This window comes from Acidimicrobiia bacterium, from assembly GCA_040878325.1.
Taxonomy (GTDB): Bacteria; Actinomycetota; Acidimicrobiia; order Spongiisociales; family UBA11373; genus JAUYIV01.
In genome coordinates, this window is sequence record JBBDMM010000012.1 from 159,704 (window position 1) to 179,151 (window position 19,448).

The 19,448-nt window shown below is 68.0% G+C and carries 16 protein-coding genes; 1 reads left to right on the plus strand and 15 read right to left on the minus strand.

All coding sequences use genetic code 11. The features are described from left to right. Window positions 1–315 precede the first annotated feature (315 nt). A complete protein-coding gene (ileS, locus tag WD184_07585) occupies window positions 316–3,786 on the plus strand; it encodes an isoleucine--tRNA ligase (protein ID MEX0826589.1) in 3,471 nt (1,156 codons plus the stop codon). A gap of 78 nt (window positions 3,787–3,864) precedes the next feature. Here ileS and WD184_07590 read toward each other — a convergent pair whose 3' ends face one another. The 15 genes from WD184_07590 to WD184_07660 form a co-directional block, all read right to left on the minus strand. Further along, window positions 3,865–4,116 (minus strand): YggT family protein, encoded by a 252-nt coding sequence (locus WD184_07590; GenBank protein MEX0826590.1) that lies wholly within the window; start codon window positions 4,114–4,116, stop codon window positions 3,865–3,867. A gap of 3 nt (window positions 4,117–4,119) precedes the next feature. Continuing rightward, entirely contained in the window at window positions 4,120–4,860 is a 741-nt protein-coding gene (locus tag WD184_07595) for a cell division protein SepF (GenBank protein MEX0826591.1), read from the minus strand. Window positions 4,861–4,862: 2 nt separating this feature from the next. Next, on the minus strand, window positions 4,863–5,540 hold the full coding sequence (locus WD184_07600; protein MEX0826592.1) for a YggS family pyridoxal phosphate-dependent enzyme: 678 nt from the start codon (window positions 5,538–5,540) through the stop codon (window positions 4,863–4,865). Then, window positions 5,525–6,151: a polyphenol oxidase family protein gene (locus tag WD184_07605; GenBank protein ID MEX0826593.1), complete on the minus strand. Its 627-nt coding sequence runs from the start codon at window positions 6,149–6,151 to the stop codon at window positions 5,525–5,527. The genes WD184_07600 and WD184_07605 overlap by 16 nt, the downstream gene beginning before the upstream one ends. Further along, window positions 6,148–7,251: a cell division protein FtsZ gene (gene ftsZ, locus WD184_07610; protein ID MEX0826594.1), complete on the minus strand. Its 1,104-nt coding sequence runs from the start codon at window positions 7,249–7,251 to the stop codon at window positions 6,148–6,150. The genes WD184_07605 and ftsZ overlap by 4 nt, the downstream gene beginning before the upstream one ends. Before the next feature lie 114 nt (window positions 7,252–7,365). Continuing rightward, window positions 7,366–8,112 (minus strand): FtsQ-type POTRA domain-containing protein, encoded by a 747-nt coding sequence (locus WD184_07615; protein ID MEX0826595.1) that lies wholly within the window; start codon window positions 8,110–8,112, stop codon window positions 7,366–7,368. After that, window positions 8,109–9,014, minus strand: coding sequence for a UDP-N-acetylmuramate dehydrogenase (murB, locus tag WD184_07620; protein ID MEX0826596.1), 906 nt, complete (start codon window positions 9,012–9,014; stop codon window positions 8,109–8,111). The genes WD184_07615 and murB overlap by 4 nt, the downstream gene beginning before the upstream one ends. After that, the gene (murC, locus tag WD184_07625) at window positions 9,011–10,378 is read right to left on the minus strand and encodes a UDP-N-acetylmuramate--L-alanine ligase (protein ID MEX0826597.1); all 1,368 of its coding nucleotides are present in this window, start codon (window positions 10,376–10,378) and stop codon (window positions 9,011–9,013) included. The genes murB and murC overlap by 4 nt, the downstream gene beginning before the upstream one ends. Then, a complete protein-coding gene (locus WD184_07630) occupies window positions 10,371–11,444 on the minus strand; it encodes a glycosyltransferase (protein ID MEX0826598.1) in 1,074 nt (357 codons plus the stop codon). Before WD184_07630 ends, murC begins: the two co-directional genes overlap by 8 nt. Continuing rightward, a complete protein-coding gene (ftsW, locus tag WD184_07635; GenBank protein ID MEX0826599.1) occupies window positions 11,441–12,610 on the minus strand; it encodes a putative lipid II flippase FtsW in 1,170 nt (389 codons plus the stop codon). The genes WD184_07630 and ftsW overlap by 4 nt, the downstream gene beginning before the upstream one ends. A gap of 1 nt (window position 12,611) precedes the next feature. Continuing rightward, window positions 12,612–13,892 carry a UDP-N-acetylmuramoyl-L-alanine--D-glutamate ligase gene (gene murD / locus WD184_07640; protein MEX0826600.1) on the minus strand — a complete coding sequence of 427 codons (1,281 nt, stop codon included), beginning with the start codon at window positions 13,890–13,892 and terminating at the stop codon, window positions 12,612–12,614. After that, complete coding sequence (gene mraY / locus WD184_07645) at window positions 13,889–14,935, minus strand: phospho-N-acetylmuramoyl-pentapeptide-transferase (GenBank protein ID MEX0826601.1); 1,047 nt, start codon at window positions 14,933–14,935, stop codon at window positions 13,889–13,891. Before mraY ends, murD begins: the two co-directional genes overlap by 4 nt. Further along, complete coding sequence (murF, locus tag WD184_07650) at window positions 14,932–16,269, minus strand: UDP-N-acetylmuramoyl-tripeptide--D-alanyl-D-alanine ligase (GenBank protein ID MEX0826602.1); 1,338 nt, start codon at window positions 16,267–16,269, stop codon at window positions 14,932–14,934. The genes mraY and murF overlap by 4 nt, the downstream gene beginning before the upstream one ends. Then, window positions 16,266–17,747 carry a UDP-N-acetylmuramoyl-L-alanyl-D-glutamate--2,6-diaminopimelate ligase gene (locus WD184_07655; protein ID MEX0826603.1) on the minus strand — a complete coding sequence of 494 codons (1,482 nt, stop codon included), beginning with the start codon at window positions 17,745–17,747 and terminating at the stop codon, window positions 16,266–16,268. Before WD184_07655 ends, murF begins: the two co-directional genes overlap by 4 nt. Then, entirely contained in the window at window positions 17,740–19,437 is a 1,698-nt protein-coding gene (locus WD184_07660; protein MEX0826604.1) for a penicillin-binding protein 2, read from the minus strand. Before WD184_07660 ends, WD184_07655 begins: the two co-directional genes overlap by 8 nt. Window positions 19,438–19,448 lie beyond the last annotated feature (11 nt).

The window sequence follows — 19,448 nt, forward strand, 5'->3', positions numbered from 1 at the left end:
TCAGCGATCCCCCGGTCTGGCCGGGGCTGGAGCCGGAGCAGGGGCCGTCTCGACTGCTATCTTTTCAGCCGCAAGGCGTCGAAGAGGACGCCATCGGGTCGGGACGGGCTCAGCGAGCCGGCGAATGGTGTGAGGCCGGCGCCCCGGATCCGATGGGCATCACCTCTGAGCCGTGGGAAGAACGGGCCACCCCGATTAGAACCCACCGACCTCCCCGCGAGAAGGGGCCATGAGCGGCCGTCTCCAGGCGGCAAGCCGGGTGGTACCGCGGGCCTCGAGCTCGTCCCGGCGGCACGACCGCCGACCGAGGACGACATGGCCGACTCATCGTTCGACCGGGCACCTTCGGATGTCTCGTTCCCCGCGCTCGAGGAGCAGATCCTCGACCTGTGGGATCGGATCGACGCGTTCCACGAATCGGTGCGGATGCGGCCCGAGGACAACGAGTACACCTTCTACGACGGCCCGCCCTTCCCCACCGGGAGCCCCCACTTCGGGAACCTCCTCGCCGGTGTCCTCAAAGACATCGTTCCCCGCTACTGGACGATGCGGGGACACCGCGTGGTGAGGCGCTTCGGCTGGGACACCCACGGACTCCCAATCGAGCTCGAGGTGCAGGACGAATTGGACCTTTCCGGCCCATCGGATATCCGCGATTACGGAATCGCCCGATTCAACGAAGCGTGCCGCGAGCGCGTCATGGCAAACACCGAGGTATGGGAGTCGGTCACACGCCGTATCGGTCGCTGGGTCGACTTCGAGGATGACTACAAGACGATGGACACCGACTTCATGGAGTCGGTGTGGTGGGTCTTCAAGCGGCTGTGGGATGAGGGCTTGGTCTACAAAGCCTTCAAAGTGCTCCCGTACTCATGGGGCGCGGCGACGCCACTCTCCAACTTCGAGGTCAACCTCGGGGAGTACCGCGACGTCGAAGACCCGTCCATCACGGTGCGACTCGCCGTGACCGAGGGCACCGGGCTGGTGGAACCCGGCGACCTGCTCCTGGTATGGACCACCACGCCATGGACGATGCCGTCGAACCTCGGAGTGGCCGTCGGCCGCGACATCACCTACATGCGGATCGATGAGCCCCTCGACGGCGAACCGGGGCGCCATTGGATCGCCGCTGATCGGGTATCGGCGTACTGGCCGGAGGGCACCACGGGAACCGTGACGGCATCGGGTGAAGAGCTTCTGGGGACGCGCTACCGGCCCGCCTTCGATTACTTCGCCTCCCTCGCCGGTGACGGCGCCTTCGTGGTCATTCCCAGCTCCGAGGTGTCCGTCGAGGAGGGGACCGGCCTGGTCCATATGGCACCCGCCTTCGGCGAGGCCGACCTGGCGGCCTTTACCGACGTCGGCCTCGACCACCTGCTCGTCGACCCGGTCGACGCCGAGGGACGATTCACCGCGGAGATCCCCGAGGTGGCAGGGGTGAGGGTCAAGGACGCCGACCCGACCTTGATAAAGCTGCTCCGGGAACGCGGTGCACTGGCCCGCAGCGAACGGATCGTGCACTCGTACCCGTTCTGCTGGCGAACCGACACCCCGCTCATCTACAAGGCGATCCCCACCTGGTTCGTCGCCGTCGAGACGATCCGCGACCGCATGGTGGAGCTCAACGAGACCATCCACTGGGTGCCCGATCATGTGGGCTCCCGGCGGTTCGGCAACTGGCTCGAACAGGCGCGAGATTGGGCTGTCTCCCGCAACCGGTTCTGGGGCTCGTGCATCCCCGTGTGGGAGTGCGACGGATGCGACGAAATCGTGTGCCTCGGCAGCATCGAAGAGTTGCACGAGCGAAGCGGTGTCCGCGTCGACGACCTTCACAAGCACATCGTCGACGAGGTGACCTTTGGATGCAGTGCCTGCTCCGGCACGATGCGCCGCGTCCCCGAGGTGCTCGACGTCTGGTTCGAGTCCGGGGCGATGCCATACGGGCAGAACCATTACCCCTTCGAGAACAAGGAGCGATTCGAGCGCGGGTTCCCGGCCCAATACATCGCCGAAGGCCTCGATCAGACCCGGGGATGGTTCTACACCCTCGTCGTCCATGCGACCGCGCTCTTCGATTCGGTGCCGTTCCGCAACGGTGTGGTCAACGGCTTGATCCTCGCGGAGGACGGTCGCAAGATGTCCAAGAGCCTCAAGAACTACCCGGACCCGATGGTCCTGATCGATTCGACCGGGGCCGACGCGTTGCGGGCGTATCTGATCAACTCCCCGCTGGTTCGGGCCGAACCCATGCGATTCTCCGAGCGGGGCGTTCGCGAGGTGGTTCGTACCGTGATGCTCCCCTATTGGAATGCGTACTCGTTCTTCACCACCTACGCCGCCGCCGAGCGGCTCACCGTCGAAGACCTTGCCTCCGCCCCAGCCCCCGCCGCCCGGCCCGAGATCGACCGGTGGATCCTCTCCGTGCTGCAGAGCCTGGTGAATCGGGTCAACACGGAGATGGAGGGCTATTACCTGTACAACGTCATTCCCCCGCTGATCGACTTCGTGGACGACCTGACCAATTGGTACATCCGCCGCTCGCGCCGGCGCTTCTGGACCGTGCGGGGCACCGACGCCGCTGACAGCCCGGCTGCCTTCGCCACCCTCTATGAAGTGCTCGTGACCTTTTCAAAGCTGATGGCCCCGGTGTTGCCCTTCGTGACCGAAGCGATGTACCAGGAGCTCGTCGTCGCCCGGAGGCCGCGGCCGAAGGGCGGCCCCGCGAGCGTCCACCATGAGGACTATCCGGCGTCGGACGCCACGCTGATCGACCGGCGCCTCGAGGCAGACATGGCCGCGGTGCGCGAGACGGTCGGCCTCGGGAGGGGGCTTCGGGTGACGGAGGGGATCAGGATTCGCCAGCCCCTCGCCACCCTGACCGTCGTCAGCCACGACAGTGAGGTCCGCCACGCAGTCGACCGGCACCGCGAGCTGGTTGCCGACGAGCTCAACGTCAAGTCGGTGGTCACCTCGTCCGACGAGGGAAGCCTGGCGGTGGTCACCGCCAAGCCGAACTACCGCACCCTCGGACCGCGCTTTGGGGCACGGATGGCCGAAGCAGCCGCCGCCATCGAGCAGCTAGATCCTGCGGCCGTTGTCCGGGTCCTGGCCGGCGAGACGATCGAGTTGCTGGGCGAGGCTCTCGGCGTAGCCGACCTGGTCGTGTCCAGGGAGCCGCATCCGGGAGTAGCGGTGGCCAGCGGCGAGCGCTTGTCGGTGGCCCTCGACACCACCATCACCGCCGAACTGGCCCGGGAGGCGCTCGCCCGCGAGATCGTCAAGCTGGTGCAGGGCGAACGCAAGGATGCCGGCCTCGACGTCTCCGACCGCATCGATCTCACATGGGACTCCGCCTCGTCGGCCGTCGCGGCGGCATTCGAGCACCACACCGAGTGGATCGCATCAGAAGTACTGGCCGAAAAAGTCACCAGGGGCGAAGCCGGCGCGAACCAAGACGCCGCCGGAGAGCCAGTAGCGCTACGAGTCAAGAAGTTCATCGCCAAGAAGGCACCAGAACCTCCAAAAGAGGCTGCCGCCAAGAAGGTCACTCCCAAGACAAAGGCCAAAAAGGGAAGCGCGGTTCACACCCTCCCCCACGACAAGGGCTGGGCCAACAAACGCGCCGGCGCTTCCAAGGTGAGCAAGGTCTTCTCGACGAAGACCGCCGCCCAGAAGGCGGGCCGCGAGACGGCCATTCGGGAGAAGGTGGAGCACGTAATCCACACCGCCGACGGGAAGATCGGCGTGCGGAAGTCTTACGCAATCGACCCGAGCGGCAGGCGCTAGGCCCGCTACCGCCGCGCTCTCGCCAATCGCCAATCGCCAATCGCTGCCCGGAACTGGCGACTGGAGACTGGAGACTGGTCAGCAAATCACCGCTGACAAAATCCCCAAGCCGATCAGCAGGATCAACGGCGAGAGGTCGAGACCCATCCCCCCGAGCCGGACCGGCGGCAGCAGGGCGCGAAGCGGGCGAAGCACAGGCTCGGTGACGGCGCGGAAGATGGCTCGCACCCGGGCCACCGGGTGGTCATACGAGACGGGGATCCACTCGAGCACGATCCGGGCGAAAACGACGATGCTGTACGCCTGGATGAGGAAGCAGAGGATCCCCACCGGTCAGGGTTCTTCCGGCGCCTGGTAGTAGCCGAGTTCCTTCAAGCGACGCTTTTCGTCCCGAGAGATGTTCACATTGGCCGGGTTGACGAGCACCACCCCTTGCCCGATCTTTCGCATCGAGCCGCCGAGGGCGTAGGTGAGCCCGCTCGAGAAGTCGACCAGCCGACGCACCATGGCCGGTTCGACCTTACGCAGGTCGAGGACCACCGGGATGTTCGATCGAATGTGGTCTGCCAGCACTTGCGCGTCGGTGTACGACCGGGCGACTATCACCTCGCATTCGAGGTCGGCGTCCGACATGGTTCTGACCATTGGGCGATCGGCCGGCGTGAGGGTCACGCCTGCTTCCGACATCGATGGATCCGCCCCGACCCTGCGACGCCGGGTTGTCATCGGGGGCTCTACCCGGCGACCCTGTACACCGCTCGGGGCAGGGACCACTCGAGGCTCACCGCGACGATTGGCGGCAATGCGCTCGCCGGTGGTGAGGGTGGGGTCGAGGTTGGGCTCGTCGAGCTCGCTGCGGTTGCCGAGCGACACGCGGGGGCGTTGCGGCTGACGCGCCTGGGGCTGGCGGCCCTGGGGCTGCCGAGCAGTCGGAGGGCGTCCCACCGTCTGCCGGGAGGGCTCGCGGCCCTGCGGGGCGACGGGTTCTTGCTCCCAGCCCTGCTCACCGGATTGCTGCTCTTCGACGGCATCCTCGTCGACGAGCCCCAAATAGAAGAGTGTCTTTTGCCACATGCTCACTGATTCAGCCCCTTTGGGGGAACGGGATCAAAGATAGCCCGTCCGATTCGCAACACGGTGGCACCCTCCTCCACCGCCACCTCGAAGTCATCGGTCATGCCCATCGACAATTGGGCGATCGCGGGATGATCTTGGCGAATCCGGTCACGCAGCTCCCGCAGCCGCCGGAACCAGGGTCGGGAGTCTTCGGGACGCTCCCCCAGGGGCGGGACGGTCATCAGCCCGATCACGTCCAGGCCGAGCGATGTCGCCATCTGGATCAACTGGCCTGCTTGGTCCGGCGCGACGCCGCCCTTCTGCACCTCCCCGGCGAGGTCCACCTGAACCAGCACGGGCGGCGGCATCCCCGGGCCCTTGACCCAGTGCTCGGCGAGGGCGGAGCGGTCGAGCGAATGAAGCATGGAAACAATCGGTCGAACCTGTCGAACCTTGTTCCCCTGGAGGCGCCCGACGAAGTGCCACCGGACCCCGGCCGGGAGGAGGACCGAGCGAGCCGCCAGCTCCTGGGCCCGGTTCTCTCCGAAGTCGGTGAGGCCCTCGGCATGGGCAGCGACGACCGCGGCGTCGTCGGCATACTTGCTCACCCCGACCACTGTGATGCCTCCAGGATCGCGTCCGGCCCGTTCAGCAGCCGCGACGATCCTGCGCCGAACTTCGGTCAGCCCGGTAGCCATGCCACTGCCACCTGCCGCTCGACGGCGCGGTCGCGCCGATATGAGTGGTAACCGTCGTCCGACATTGTGCATACGCCCGCGTCCCAGACATCGAGGCCGTCGAGGGCGGCGAGGATGGCGTCGCGCAGGTCCACCGAGAGGGTGCCCCACGAGGTCTGGCGTCGATGGTCGGGAAGCTGCGCAGCCACCTCCGCTCCGACCTCGAAGCAACACGCGCCGATGCCGGGGCCGATCGCGGCGCGTACCGGGTTGAACCCGGCGGCTGCCATCGCCTGGCGGAGTGCAGCGACCACGCCCGCGGCCGTGCCTCGCCAGCCCGAGTGGGCGATCCCGACCGCGCCGTCAGCCTCGAGGATCACCGGGTAACAGTCGGCGGTGGACACGGCGAGGGGAAGCCCTGCCTGCGCCGTGAACGCCGCGTCGGCATCGCCCTGAGGGCCCGGGCGAGACACTCTGACGACTTCACGACCGTGGACCTGGTGGAGCCACGCCCAGTCGGCGGTAATGCCGAGCGATGTCGAGATCGCGGCTCGGGACGCTGGGTCGGACCGACCGTCGCCGTCGAACTCGTCACCGAACGCGGCGCCGCGAAAGCCCGGCGGCCGGATCATCCCTTGAGGAAGTCGGGAATATCCAGATCGTCGAGCGAGCCGGTGCCGTCGTCGAACCCTGCCGGTGCGGGCTCGTCGCGTCGGGTCGGCTTCGGAATCGACGGGGACTGAACCGACGGCGACTGCATCCGCGGGCGCTCCGGCGGCCCGCCACCGAATCCGGCGGCGATCACCGTCACCCGCATCTCGTCCCCCATCGAGTCGTCAATGGTTGCGCCGAAGATGATGTTGGCATCGGGGGTGCAGTGCTCGGCGATAGTGGTCGCCGCCTGGTTCACTTCGTGGAGGCTCATCGATTTCGACCCGGCAACGGAGAGCAGCACTCCGCTGGCGCCTTCCACCGACGACTCGAGCATCGGGCTTGCGATCGCCTTGGTCGCCGCCTGCACCGCCCGATTTTCACCGGAGGCCCTGCCGATGCCCATGACCGCGGTGCCGGCGCCCCACATCACCGACTTCACGTCGGCGAAGTCGACGTTGATGAGACCGGGCGTGGTGATCAGATCGGTGATGCCGCCCACGCCATGGAGGAGCACCTCGTCGGCCAGGCGAAACGCGTCGACGATGGGAAGGCTCTGGTCGGCATGCTCGAGCAGCCGTTGGTTGGGGATCACGATCAGCGTGTCCACCGCATTCCGTAGGGCGGTTATCCCCTGTTCCGCCTGCACGGAGCGGCGGCGGCCCTCGAAGCCAAAAGGCCGGGTCACCACTGCGACCGTCAGCGCTCCGAGGCTGCGGGCGATTTCGGCCACCACGGGGGCGCCTCCGGTGCCGGTGCCGCCGCCCTCGCCGGCGGTGATGAACACCATGTCGGCGCCGCGCAGCGAATCCTCGATGTCGTCGCGGTGAGCCTCAGCGGCGCTGCGGCCGACTTCGGGATCCGCCCCGGCGCCGAGACCCCGGGTGAGTTCGCGCCCCACGTCGAGCTTCACGTCGGCGTCCGACATGAGCAATGCCTGCGCATCGGTGTTGATGGCGATGAACTCGACGCCGCGCAACCCGGCATCGATCATCCGGTTCACGGCGTTCACGCCGCCGCCGCCGACACCTATTACTTTGATGACGGCCAGATAGCTCTGGAGACCGTCGTTGCTCACCATGGGTTCTCCTCGGTCTGCAGCCCACTGTGGGGCCGGCGACCGACCTCGGGGGACGGGAGGCAGGATACTCCACCCTCGACCCGAGGATCACGATTCATCTTCAGTACCCTCGACCTAGCCTTGAGGGTCGGCGACGACGATGGCGGGACGCGACGCCGAGGTGAGGTCGATCACCGCACCCGGCGGAAGCTCCTGGCCCAGGAGGACGAGCAGGGTCCGCGCCTTGTCGGCTAGGTCGATCGGGTGGCCGAGACGGACCGGATGGCCCAGGGCCTCGGTCCACATCTCGGCGCCCTGCATTTCGAGGACGATGGTGCCCCCGATGAACTCGTCGAGAACCAGCGCCATTTCGACGATCTCGTGCCAGGCAGGATCGACCGGACGTACCCCGGGATCCACATCGGGGAAGGCAACCGAGGCCCGGAGCCGCCCCGCCTCGGGGTCGGGGGCACGTGCGACGACCGTGCCATCCTCGGCCACCAGCATCCATCCGAGAACCCCCTCGATCCATGCGACCGGCCGGTGTTCGAGCACCTCCACCACAAGCCGGTTGGGAAACACCTTGTCGACCCGGACATCGCTCACCCACGGGTCGGCAAGCACCGCCCGTTCGATCGCTCCCGAATCGATCCAGACCAGCAGCGCTCCCTCCCCCACCCCCGCCCCGGCGATGCGGGCACGAGTCTCGGACCGCACCTGACCGAGCACCTCGACCTCGCCGATGGAGAGCCAGGGGCTATGGGCGATCAGGGTTGCGGCGGCAAGGACCAAAACAAGGACGAGCCATCCGATCCATCGACGGCGGCGGGGAGCGACCGGGCGGTTGCGGTCGGCAGAGATCTGATCGCGGATCGCGGTCATCGAGGAAAATTCCCGACGAACCTGATCTCCGGCTCGAGATCGACGCCGGTCGACTCGAAAATGCGCCGGCGCACTTCCTCCACGAGCCGACGCAGGTCGTCGGCGCTGACCCCGGCATCGGCTACGAAGAAGTTGGCGTGGCGCTCGCTCACTGCCGCCCCCCCGATGCGGAGGCCCTTCAAGCCGGCGTGATCGATGATGCGGCCTGCCGAATCACCCGGCGGGTTCTTGAACACACTGCCCGCGTTGAGGGTTCCTCCTGGCTGGTTGTCGCGACGCCAGCGGGTGATCTCGCGAATCGTCGTCTCGCCCTCGCCCGGGTCTCGGTCGACGGTTCGGAAGGCGGCACTGACCACGAACTGCCGATCCGTCAGGTTGGTGTGCCGGTAACCCATGTCCAGTTCGAGCGGGGTCGGCGACGACACCGCGCCATCGACGAGGTCGAATACCCGGGCGCTGACCAGCCAGCCGGCCGTGTCGCTCCCATGGCAGCCGGCGTTCATCCGAACCGCTCCACCCACGCTTCCGGGTATCCCGGTGAAGAACTCGAGCCCGCCCCGGCCTGCTCGCACCGTCTCGCGGGCGAGCAGCGGGAGCGGAGTGCCCGCACCCGCAGACACGACGCCACCCTTACCGAGGGACCATCCCGAAAGACCAGGCCCGGGCCGGATCACCACCCCGGGAAACCCGGAGTCGGCGACGATGAGATTGCTACCCCGGCCGAGTGCAATCAGGGGCAACCGTTCTTCGGCGGCCAGCGAGGCGGCGAGTCGGAGGTCGTCCTCGTCGTCGACCACCACCAGGAACTTCGCCGGTCCCCCGACCTTGTAGGTGGTCAGTGGAGCCAACGGGGCGCCGCCGGTCACCTTGCCGCGGTCGACGAGGGTGGCGAGTGATGTCATCCGGCACCCGCCAGCAGGGGTGCGATCTCGTCGGCCACGAGCGTGATGTCGCCGGCTCCCATGATGAGGATCAGGTCGCCTTCCACCGCCTCGGCGGCGATCGCCTTCGCCAGGTCGGCGCGGCGGGGCACATATGACACGTTGGCACCGGCGCCGGCAGCAGCATCGGCCACCACCCTGCCCGTCACCCCCGGGACCGGGGTCTCGCTGGCCGCGTACACGTCGGTGACGAACACTCGTGCCGCCCCGGCGAGGGCGGTTCCCAGCTCCACCCCCAGTTCAGCGGTTCTGCTGAATCGGTGAGGCTGGAACACCGCGATGATCCGACCCTGGCGCGCCTGGCTGGCGGCGTCGATCGTGGCGGCGATTTCCGTCGGGTGGATGGCGTAGTCGTCGATCACGGTGACCCCGCGGATCCGGGCCCTGGTCTCGAACCGTCGGCGGACTCCGGCGAAGCGCTCGAGGCCGGCAGCCGCCGCCACGACATCGAGGCCCAACTCACCGATGAGCGCCAGCACCCCTGCCGCGTTGCGAGCGACGTGGGTTCCCGGTTTGGGAACCCGCACCGGCAGGTCCGCGTGAGGGCCGCGGAGCCGGAACCACACTGAATCCGCTGCGTGCCCGATGTCGCTGATGTGCCAAGCGGCTTCGTCGGAGGTTCCGTACCCGACGACCCCATCGACCCTGGCTGCAACTGCCGCAGCGCCCCGGTCGTCGATGCCGGCTACCACCGGGCCGTCCACCGCCCCGGCCACTTCGGTGAAGGCATCCTCGAGGTCGGCCAGCGACCCGTAGTGGTCGAGGTGGTCGGGCTCGACATTGGTGATCACCAGGCCCTTCAGCTGGAGTGAGAGAAACGTTCCGAAGGCCTCGTCGGCCTCCAGGACGAACAGGTCCTCCTCGCCCAGGTGAGAGTTGGTGGCGAGGTCGACGAGCACACCCCCCACCATGAAGGACGGATCGTGACCAAGCGCCCGGAACGCGGCGATGGTCATGGCGGTGCCGGTGGTCTTGCCGTGGGTGCCGGTGACGCCAATGGTTCGTAGCCGCCGGGTGATCGCCTGGAGCAGGCGGGGACGATCCCACACCTCGACCCCCCGCTGGCGAGCCGCGGTGATTTCGGGGTCGCGATCCGGCACCGCGCTCGACGCCACCACCAGGTCCCATTCGGTGGCAGCCTCCGGCCGATGGCCCACCCATACGGCGACCCCGGTGCCGGCGAGGGCATTCAGGTGGGCGCCCGGCTTCAAGTCCGACCCGGTGACCTGATGGCCCCATTGCGAGAGGATCTTGGCAAGACCCGACATTCCCGCTCCCCCCACACCGACCACATGGATCCGCCGATGAGGCACCAGATCAGCCATCGGCCGCCTCCATGAGATGGCGGGCGATCACGGCTCCGGCGTCGGGACGCCCCACCCCGCGTGCCCGGGCTCCCATCCGATCCAGCTCCCCGGCATCGAAGAGCAGGGATCGAACGATGCCGGGAAGCGCCGCGGCGGTGGCTTGCGGTACCACCCGGGCTCCGCCAGCCCCGGCGAGCATCCGAGCATTTTCTCCCTGCCCCACCCGGTCGAGCGGCACCAGGAGCGAGGGGGTGCCGGTGGCTGCCAGTTCACTCACCGTCATCGCTCCGGAACGGCAGACGACGAGATCCACCGCAGCGTAGAAATATTGCATCTCGGCCTCGAAGGGTCGGCAAGTCCACGGTACCCCGGCCTCGGATGCCAGCCGCGCCATGGCCGGGTAGGCGTCGGGTCCGGTGAGATGCACCGTCCCTGCCGCCCCCGACCCGTCCACCATGGCCGCGGCGGCATCGTTGAGCACCCGGGCCCCCAGTGACCCTCCAAGGATTCCGAGCACGGGTCCCGAGGCCTCGAGCCCGTAACGATGGCGGGCCTCGGGTCGGAGTGCGAAGCGATCGACCCCGGCAATCTCCCCACGGAGCGGATTCCCCACCACGGTGCTCCGGGGGAGCCGCTCCGACTCGCCGGGGAGGCCGAGGAAGGTCGCCCTGGCCCGCCGGGCTGCAAACCGCGATGCTCGGCCGGGGCTGGCATTCTGCTCCTGGAGGAAGAACGGGACACCGACCCGGTTGGCCGCGATCGAAGCGGGGACCGAGACGTATCCCCCCATGCCCACGACGACCCTGGTGCCGCTCTCCCGAAGGTGGTCGGCGATCGCCGCGGCGCTGCGGCGGACCACGAACGGAATCGTGAGATTGGCCGGGCTCGACCAGTCGCGCAGGCGGGCCAGCCCGAACGACCTGAACGAATATCCCGCCTCAGGCACGGCCCGAGCCTCGAACCGGTCGCCGCCGAGGAAGCCGATCTCGTGCTGGGGCACTCCCAGGTCCTCCAGTGCCCGCGCCAGCGAGAGGGCGGGATAGACATGGCCGCCCGTCCCGGCGGCGACGATGGCGAATATCACCGCTCGGGCACCGGGGAGGTCGGTGCCTGCCGTGCCACCGACACGAGCACCCCGACGCCGACGAGGGAGACCACGAGTGCGCTCCCTCCGGACGAAACGAACGGCAGCGGGACGCCGGTGATGGGGAGGAGGCCGACCACGCCGCCGATGTTGACGATCGCCTGCGCCGAGAGCCAGGAGGTGATGCCGACCGCCAGAAGGCGACCGAATCGATCGGCGCACCGTAGGGCGATGAGCGTGCCAGCGACGGTGAACACGCCGAACATCGCCACGATGGCGAGCGAGCCTGCCAGCCCGGTCTCCTCACCAAGAATTGCGAAGACGAAATCGGTATGGGCATTGGGCAGGAACGACCATCGCGCCCGGCTCGCCCCCAGGCCGACTCCCCACAAGCCCCCGGTTCCCAGGGCCACCAGCCCCTGTACCGCCTGATACGAGGTGCCAAGAGGGTCACTCTGGAGATCGAGGAATGCGGTCACCCTCGCCCACCGATAGGGCGAACTTATCGCCAGGACGAAGGCGGCGCCGCCCGCGCCGATGCCCGTGCCGATCACATGCCGCAGGGGGACGGCACTGGCCCAAAGCACCGCGAACGCCCCGGCGGCGACGAGCAGGGTGGTCCCGAGGTCGGGCTGGAGCATCACCAGCCCGCCGACCAGACCGACGGTGGCGGCCACGGGTCCGAAGAAATCGCGGTATCGCCTCATCGACAGCTCACGACGGCTGACGACCGTGGCGAGCATCACGACGGTGGCCAGCTTGGCGATCTCGGAGGGCTGTATCGATACCGGTCCGACTATCAGCCAGCGGGTCGCCCCGTTCACCCGGGTGCCCACGAACAAGACCGTGACGAGCAAGCCGAGGGTCGTCACGAACATCGGGAGTGCAAGCTTCTTCCACCACCGCAACGGGATGAATGCGGCCACGACCATGGCCACCACCCCGACCACCAGCCAGACGATCTGACGCTTGAAGTAGAAGAGCCCGTCGCCTGTCTCGCGCAGACCGACGACCGATGACGCCGACAGGATCGCGCCGAGGCCGATGATCACGAGCAATACCACCGGCACCAGCAGGAACATCATCGTGCGCGACACCCCCCGCTCGACGGCGCGAATGGTCCGCAAGGCGGCCCGGGCGCTCGGCATCGAAACGACGTTCGCCATGTCAGGCCCGCTTTCTCGCCAGGACGGCTGCGGCAAAGCGCTCGCCGCGGTCGGCGTAGGAACGGAACATGTCGAATGAGGCGCATCCGGGGGCGAGCAGCACGGTGTCCCCAGGCCGGCTGGCGTGATCTGCCGCAGCCACCGCCTCCTCCAGGGTGGCGACGATGGTCACCGGGCCCCCGGTGGCGGCCAACTCGGCGGCGGCCTCGCCGATGGCAAACACCTGGCGGACATTCGGTTCGAGCGGAAGTCCTCCCACGTCGAGGCCCTTGTTGCGGCCACCGGCGATCAAGACGACCGGGCCGTGATCCCGGATCGCGGCGAGGGCTGCATGGGGGTTGGTCGCCTTCGAGTCGTCGACCCAGGCGACGCCGTTCCAGGTGCCGATGAACTGGCGGCGGTGGGGCCCGGAAGTGAACTCGGTGACTGCCGAGAGGACCCCGCCGGGTGTGGCCCCCACGTGAAGGGCAGCCTGCGCCGCCGCTGCAACATCGACCAGCATCACTGGATCCCGCCGGGGGATCTGCTCCAGCGGAATCTCGAGGCCGGCGATGACCAGCGCGCCGCCCTCGGGTCCCCAGCCCCCATCGGGACGGGCGCGCCCGCTCACCGGCACCCGTTGCGACCGGGCGCCGGCGACCAGGGTCGATGCGCCTTCGTCGTCGGCGTCGTAGATGACCACGTCGTCGGGGGTCTGCCGCTCGAGAATCCTCGCCTTGGCAGCGGCGTAGGCGTCGAAGGACCCGTGCCAATCGAGATGGTCGGGGGCGACATTGAGCAGCACCGCCGCATCCGCGTGAAAGGTATCGACGAACCTGAGCTGGAAGGAAGACGCCTCGACGACCACGACGTCCCAGTCATGGCCCACGGCACCGCAGAGCGGGTCGCCGATGTTGCCGGCGGCGGCAGCATCGAGGCCCGACGACCGCAGCATCCGGGCCGCGAGCTCGGTCACCGTGGTCTTGCCGTTCGTGGCCGTCACGGCCACCACCGGGCAGCGGAGGTGCCGGAACCCGAGTTCAAGCTCGCTCCAGATCGGCAGGCCGGACGCCAGTGAATCCCGCACCGGTGGCGCATGTTCGGGAACGCCCGGGCTGGTGATCACGAGGTCGATGCCGTCGAGCAGCGAAGGTTTCCACGGACCCCCGTGCACTTCGTCGGCGTCGACTCCCTCGATCGCAGCAGGGTCGGCGTCGTACACGATCACTTTGTCGCCGAGGGAACGGAGCAACGAGGCGGCGGCCCTGCCGCTCACTGCCGTTCCAATCACGAGCGCGGTCATCCGATACCCCCGGAAGCGATGAAATCCCCGTAGAAGAGGCCGAGCCCGAGGCCCACGAACAGCGCGGCGAGGATCCAGAATCGGATGATGATCATGGTTTCCGGCCACCCCTTCAGCTCGAAGTGGTGATGCAGGGGTGCCATCTTGAAGATCCGCCTCTTGAAGCCGCGGAAGGCCATCACCTGGAGGATCACCGACATCGTCTCCATCACATAGAGGCCGCCGAGAACGACGAGCAGCAGGTGGGTGTTGGTGAGCAATGCCATCGCCGCCATCGCTCCGCCCAGAGCCTGCGAGCCGGTATCACCCATGATGATTTTGGCCGGCGCGGCGTTCCACCACAGGAACCCGAGCACCGCCCCGGTGAGGGCGGCCGCGAGCAGCGCCAGCTCGAGTGTTCCCACGATCTCGTAGAACTCCGGGTGCCGAAACTGCCAGAACGAGATGATCACGAAGGCCCCGAAGACGAGCGCGCTGGAACCCGAGGCGAGACCGTCGAGGCCGTCGGTGATGTTCACTGCGTTGGCAGCCGCCGTCAGCATGACCAGCACCCAGAGCACGTACCACCACCCGAGGTCCACCCCGAACGGCCGCGTGAACGACATCTGCGTGGCGACTCCATAGTTGATCGCGCCCCAGGCGAACAGACTGGCGATGGTCAGCTGGCCGACGAACTTCCAGCGCTTGTTCAGGCCGAGGTTGCGCGCCCGGGTGACCTTCGACAAGTCGTCGAGGAACCCGATCAGACCCATGCCGAGGAAGGCCACCAGCACGAGCAGGCCGGGGACCTGGAACTCGCGCCAGGAGAGGCTCCAGTCCCCTTCCGGTGTCCGGGCGTCGAGGTGTCCCACCAGCCATCCGACGACCACCGCCAGGATCATGACCAGACCGCCCATGGTCGGAGTCCCCTGCTTGTGCTCGTGGGCGACTTCGACCTGGATGAACTGCCCGATGCCCCGGGTGCGGAAGAACCGGATTGCGACCGGGGTGAGCAGGATGGTCACCAGGAACGCCACAGCCGCGGAAGCGAGCATGGCGATCATGCCGCCGCACCCTCGATCGCCTCTGCCACCGCTTCGAGGCCGGCGGCGCGCGAACCTTTGACCAGCACGACATCCCCAGGGCGAACGATCTCCGCCAGGGCGGAGACGGCCTCGGCGGCGTCGCTGACGACCACAGAGGCGGACCCTGCGCCGACGGCGATCCCGGGATCGTCTCCGACCACGATCACGATCGCGAACCCCGCCGCGATCGCCGATCGGCCGATGGCTCGGTGCAACTCGCCCTCCGCGGTTCCCAACTCGTGCATCTTGCCGAGAACGGCAATCCGCCGACCTGACATCGCCGCAACGGTGGCGAATGCCGCCCGCATCGAGTCGGGATTGGCGTTGTAGGCGTCGTTGACGAGCAGGATCGCGCCATCCGCGACCGCGACTTCCCGTACCTCCATGCGCCACGGAGCGGTCCTGGCGAGCGCCACGCGGTCGGCCGCCTCGGCAAAATCTCGGCCAAGCGCCAGGGCGGCTGCGATCGCGGCAGCGGCGTTGACCGGCTGGTGGCGGCCCGGCTGTACCAGGGAAATCGTGCTGGCGGATCCCAGGTGGGCGATGCGGAACGAGGCGCAGCCCCGCCCGTCGAGCGAGACGTCGGACACCTCGACGTCGGCACCGGACTCATCTTCGCCGAAGGTGATCATCGCGCCGGTCCGCCGGCTGGTCAGCCGCGGGTCGGCGGCGGGCAGGACGGCTACCCCTTCCGGTCCCAACGCATCGACCAACTCCCACTTTGCCTCCAGCACCGAGGCGACGTCGCCGAACATCTCGAGGTGAGCCGGCCCGATGTTGGTCACCACCGCCACATCAGGTCGCACCACCGCAGCCAGGGCGGAAATGTGCCCCGCACCCCGGCTTCCGACTTCCACCACGACCGCCGATGCGTCGTCGGGAGCGCCAAGCACCGTGAGCGGCACCCCCACCTCGTTGTTGAAAGAGCGCGGCGCGGAGTGGGTGCCCACGCCGAGCGCTGCCGCGGTCATGTCCTTGGTGGTCGTCTTGCCTGAGCTCCCGGTGATGGCAACGAAGGGGGCGATGATCTCCGATCGGCGCCGCTCGCCGAGACGGGCGAGTGCGCCCCGCGTGTCGTCGACTTCGACCCCGAGCGCGCCCGCCGGCAGTCGCGACCGCTCGACCAGGACCGCGGCGCCGCGCGCGGCGGCATCGGCGGCGAAGTCGTTCCCGTCGAAGCGTTCGCCGCGCACCGCCACGAAGAGGGAGCCAGGTCCGGCCTCGCGCGAATCCACCACCACTCGGTCGACGGTGGCGGCCCCGGTGGCGTGCCCGCCGGTGGCGGAGGCGATAGCGGCGAGATCCCACTTCATCGGGAAATCGCCTCCTCCCTGACAACCAGCCGGTCGTCGAAGGGAACGACCGTCGTTCCGAAGTCTTGCCCGGACTCGTGACCCTTGCCGAGAATCAACACCGCATCACCGGCCCTCGCCTCGCCGAGGGCCACCCGGATCGCCTGCCGCCGGTCGATCTCTTCGATCACCCGACCAGGTCCATCGGCGCCCGCGGCAACCGCCGCCAGGATGGCCGCCGGATCCTCTCGCCGCGGGTTGTCGGAAGTGAGCACCGCGATGTCGGCGTTCGAAGCGGCCCTGCCCATCAGCGGTCGCTTCTCCTTGTCACGATCCCCACCGGCACCGACGACCGCGATCACGCGACCGCGATCGCCGACGATGTCGCGGGCGGCCGCAACCGCCGCGGCGATGCCATCGGGAGTGTGGGCGTAATCCACCACGACGGTGTAGTCGGTCCCGGTGGGAACCAGTTCGAACCTGCCCGGCACCTGCGCAACGGCGGCGATGCCTGCGACGATGTCGGTCCAGCCGATCCCGAGGTCCTCGGCGCACCCCATGGCGACAAGGGCGTTGGCGACATTGAAGCGACCGGCGAGCGGCAGGGTCACCGCGGCATCCCCCGCCCGTCCCTGAGCCACAAAACGCGAGCCCTCGAACCCGAGCACGACATCGTGGGCCGTGACGTCTGCAGGCTGGTCCACCCCGACCCGCGTCATGGGAATCGACAGGGTGCGAGCGAGACGCTGCCCCCAGGGATCGTCCACCCACACCACGGCGGAATCGGCCTGCTCGAATATCGAGGCCTTGGCGAGAAAGTAGGACTCCATGTCACCGTGGAAGTCGAGGTGGTCTCGTGACAGGTTGGTAAAGGCGGCGACGGCGAACCTCGATCCGGACACCCGTCCCAGGGTGAGGGCATGCGAGGACACTTCGACCGCGGCGAGATCGACTCCTGCCTCCACCATGCGAGCGAGAAGCCTCTGGAAATCGGTGGCCTCGGGCGTGGTCCTCGACACCTGCACCCCTTCTCCGAGGATTCGGGCGCCGACGGTCCCGACGATGGCCGCGGGGATACCCGCCGCAGCCGCGATCGATTCGAGCAGGTGGGTGACCGTGGTTTTGCCGTTGGTGCCCGTGACGCCAACAAGCCTGAGCCGGGTCGACGGCATCTCGTGGACCTGGGCAGCGAGAAGACCAAGGACCGCCCTGGTATCGGGCACCACGACCGCCGAGACCCCGACCGCATATCGTTCGTCCTCGACGCACACGGCCGGCGAGCCCGCGGCGGTAGCGGCGTGGACAAAATCGTGCCCGTCCGCAGAGAATCCTCTGACCGCCACGAACAGGACGCCGGGTCCGGCCTGGTGCGAATCGTGGGTTGCGTCCGTGACGACGACCGAGCCATCGCCGACCACCGAGCCTCCGACCGCATCGGCCAGCTGGCGCAGTGTCCTCGGCGCTCGAGGCGAGGTTGGCTTCCGCTTCGGCTCACGCATCGGGGGGCACCCCGAGCTGGTTCAGGGCGGCGAGCATCACTTCGGAGAAGATCGGGGCTGCGCCCTGGCCGCCGCTGGCATATTCGACCGGGCCGTCGAGCACGACCACGACGACGACGCGGGGAGAGTCGATGGGTGCCATTCCGATGAAGCTCGCCACGACCTCTTCCTCGCTGTACGACTGTGTCTCCGAGAGGTACTTCTCGGTCGTGCCGGTCTTCCCGCCCACACGGTATCCCGGTACCACGGCGAGCGAACCGGTCCCCTGCTCGACAACGGCATGGAGCATCGCCCGCACCTGGCGCGCAGTGCGGGGGGAGATGACCTGACGCTCCGTTGCTTCGACGGCCTGTCGGATTCCGGAACCGTCGAGGATCTCGCGGACGAGGTGTGGCTGCACCCACACTCCGTCGTTGGCGATGGTGGCGTAGACCATGGCCATCTGCAGCGGAGTCACCGACACGTGATAGCCGATCGAGGTGCCGGCGAGACAGGTGGTGAGACACCACTCCTCCGACGGGCGGAGCACTCCGGACGCCTCTCCGGGAAAGTCGATGCCGGTGCGGGCGCCCTGGCCGAACTGATGCATGATCGCGTGCAGTTGGCTGGCCCCGATCAGGTCGCCGAGGAGGATCGTGCCCAGGTTCGACGAGTACGTGACGATCTCGGTGACGGAGAGCCGCGAGGGATGCTCGGTGAAATCTTCGAAGACCGTGTCCTGGATCTCGATTTGCTCCGGTATGTCGAAGCGAGTCCCCGGGTTCACCAGGCCCGACTCGAGCGCTCCCGACACGGTGACAGCCTTCTGGGTCGACCCCGGCTCGAAGACATCGGTGACCGCCCGGTTGCGGATCGCATCCCCCGGCACCTCGGCACGCGCATTCGGGTCGTAGCTCGGCAGATTCACCATGGCGATCACCTCGCCGTTCGTCGGATCGATCACCACGATCGAGCCCGAGGTGGCACCGGTGCGCTCCAGCCCACGAGCGAGTGCCCGTTCGGCCGCGTACTGGATCTCGACTTTGATCGTGGTCACCAGGTCGCTCCCCTGCACCGCCGGCTTCACCTGGTACTCGCCCTGGGGGATCACCAGCCCGGCGGGATCGCGCTCGACCAGCAGCTCTCCGGGGATGCCGGAGAGTGCCTCGTCGTATTGGAGTTCGAGGCCCTCGAGCCCAACATTGTCGGCCGAACGCACGAATCCCACCACGTGGACCGCGAGCCCATCGGTCGGGTAGACCCGCTTCGGTTCCGTGAGGAAGTAGACACCGGGAATGTCAGCCTCCCGAATCGGCTCGACGTCCTCGGGATCCATCTGCCGGGCGAGATAGACAAAGGCAGTACCGCTGGTGAGATCCCTCGCGACCTCTCGGACCTTGCGGTCGAGGAGCGGGGCCAGTTGGAGGGCGGCGGCTTCGGGATCGGCCATCTCACGCGGGTTGGCGTACACGCTCACCGAGTCGATCGTGACCGCGAGTTCCCGCCCGTCGCGGTCGAAAATGGTGCCACGGTCGGCCGGGAGTGTCTTCAGTTGGAGGCGTTGGTCGAGTCCGCGGGCGGCGAACTCGTCGGCCCGGGCGCCCTGGACCACTGTGAGCCGATAGCCGACGATCGTCCACGCCAGCACGAGCAAGAATCCGACCGTGGCCAGTCGGCGGTTGCTGGTGGCGCGGCGCGGCCGCTGGTCCATTGGTCCTCCTC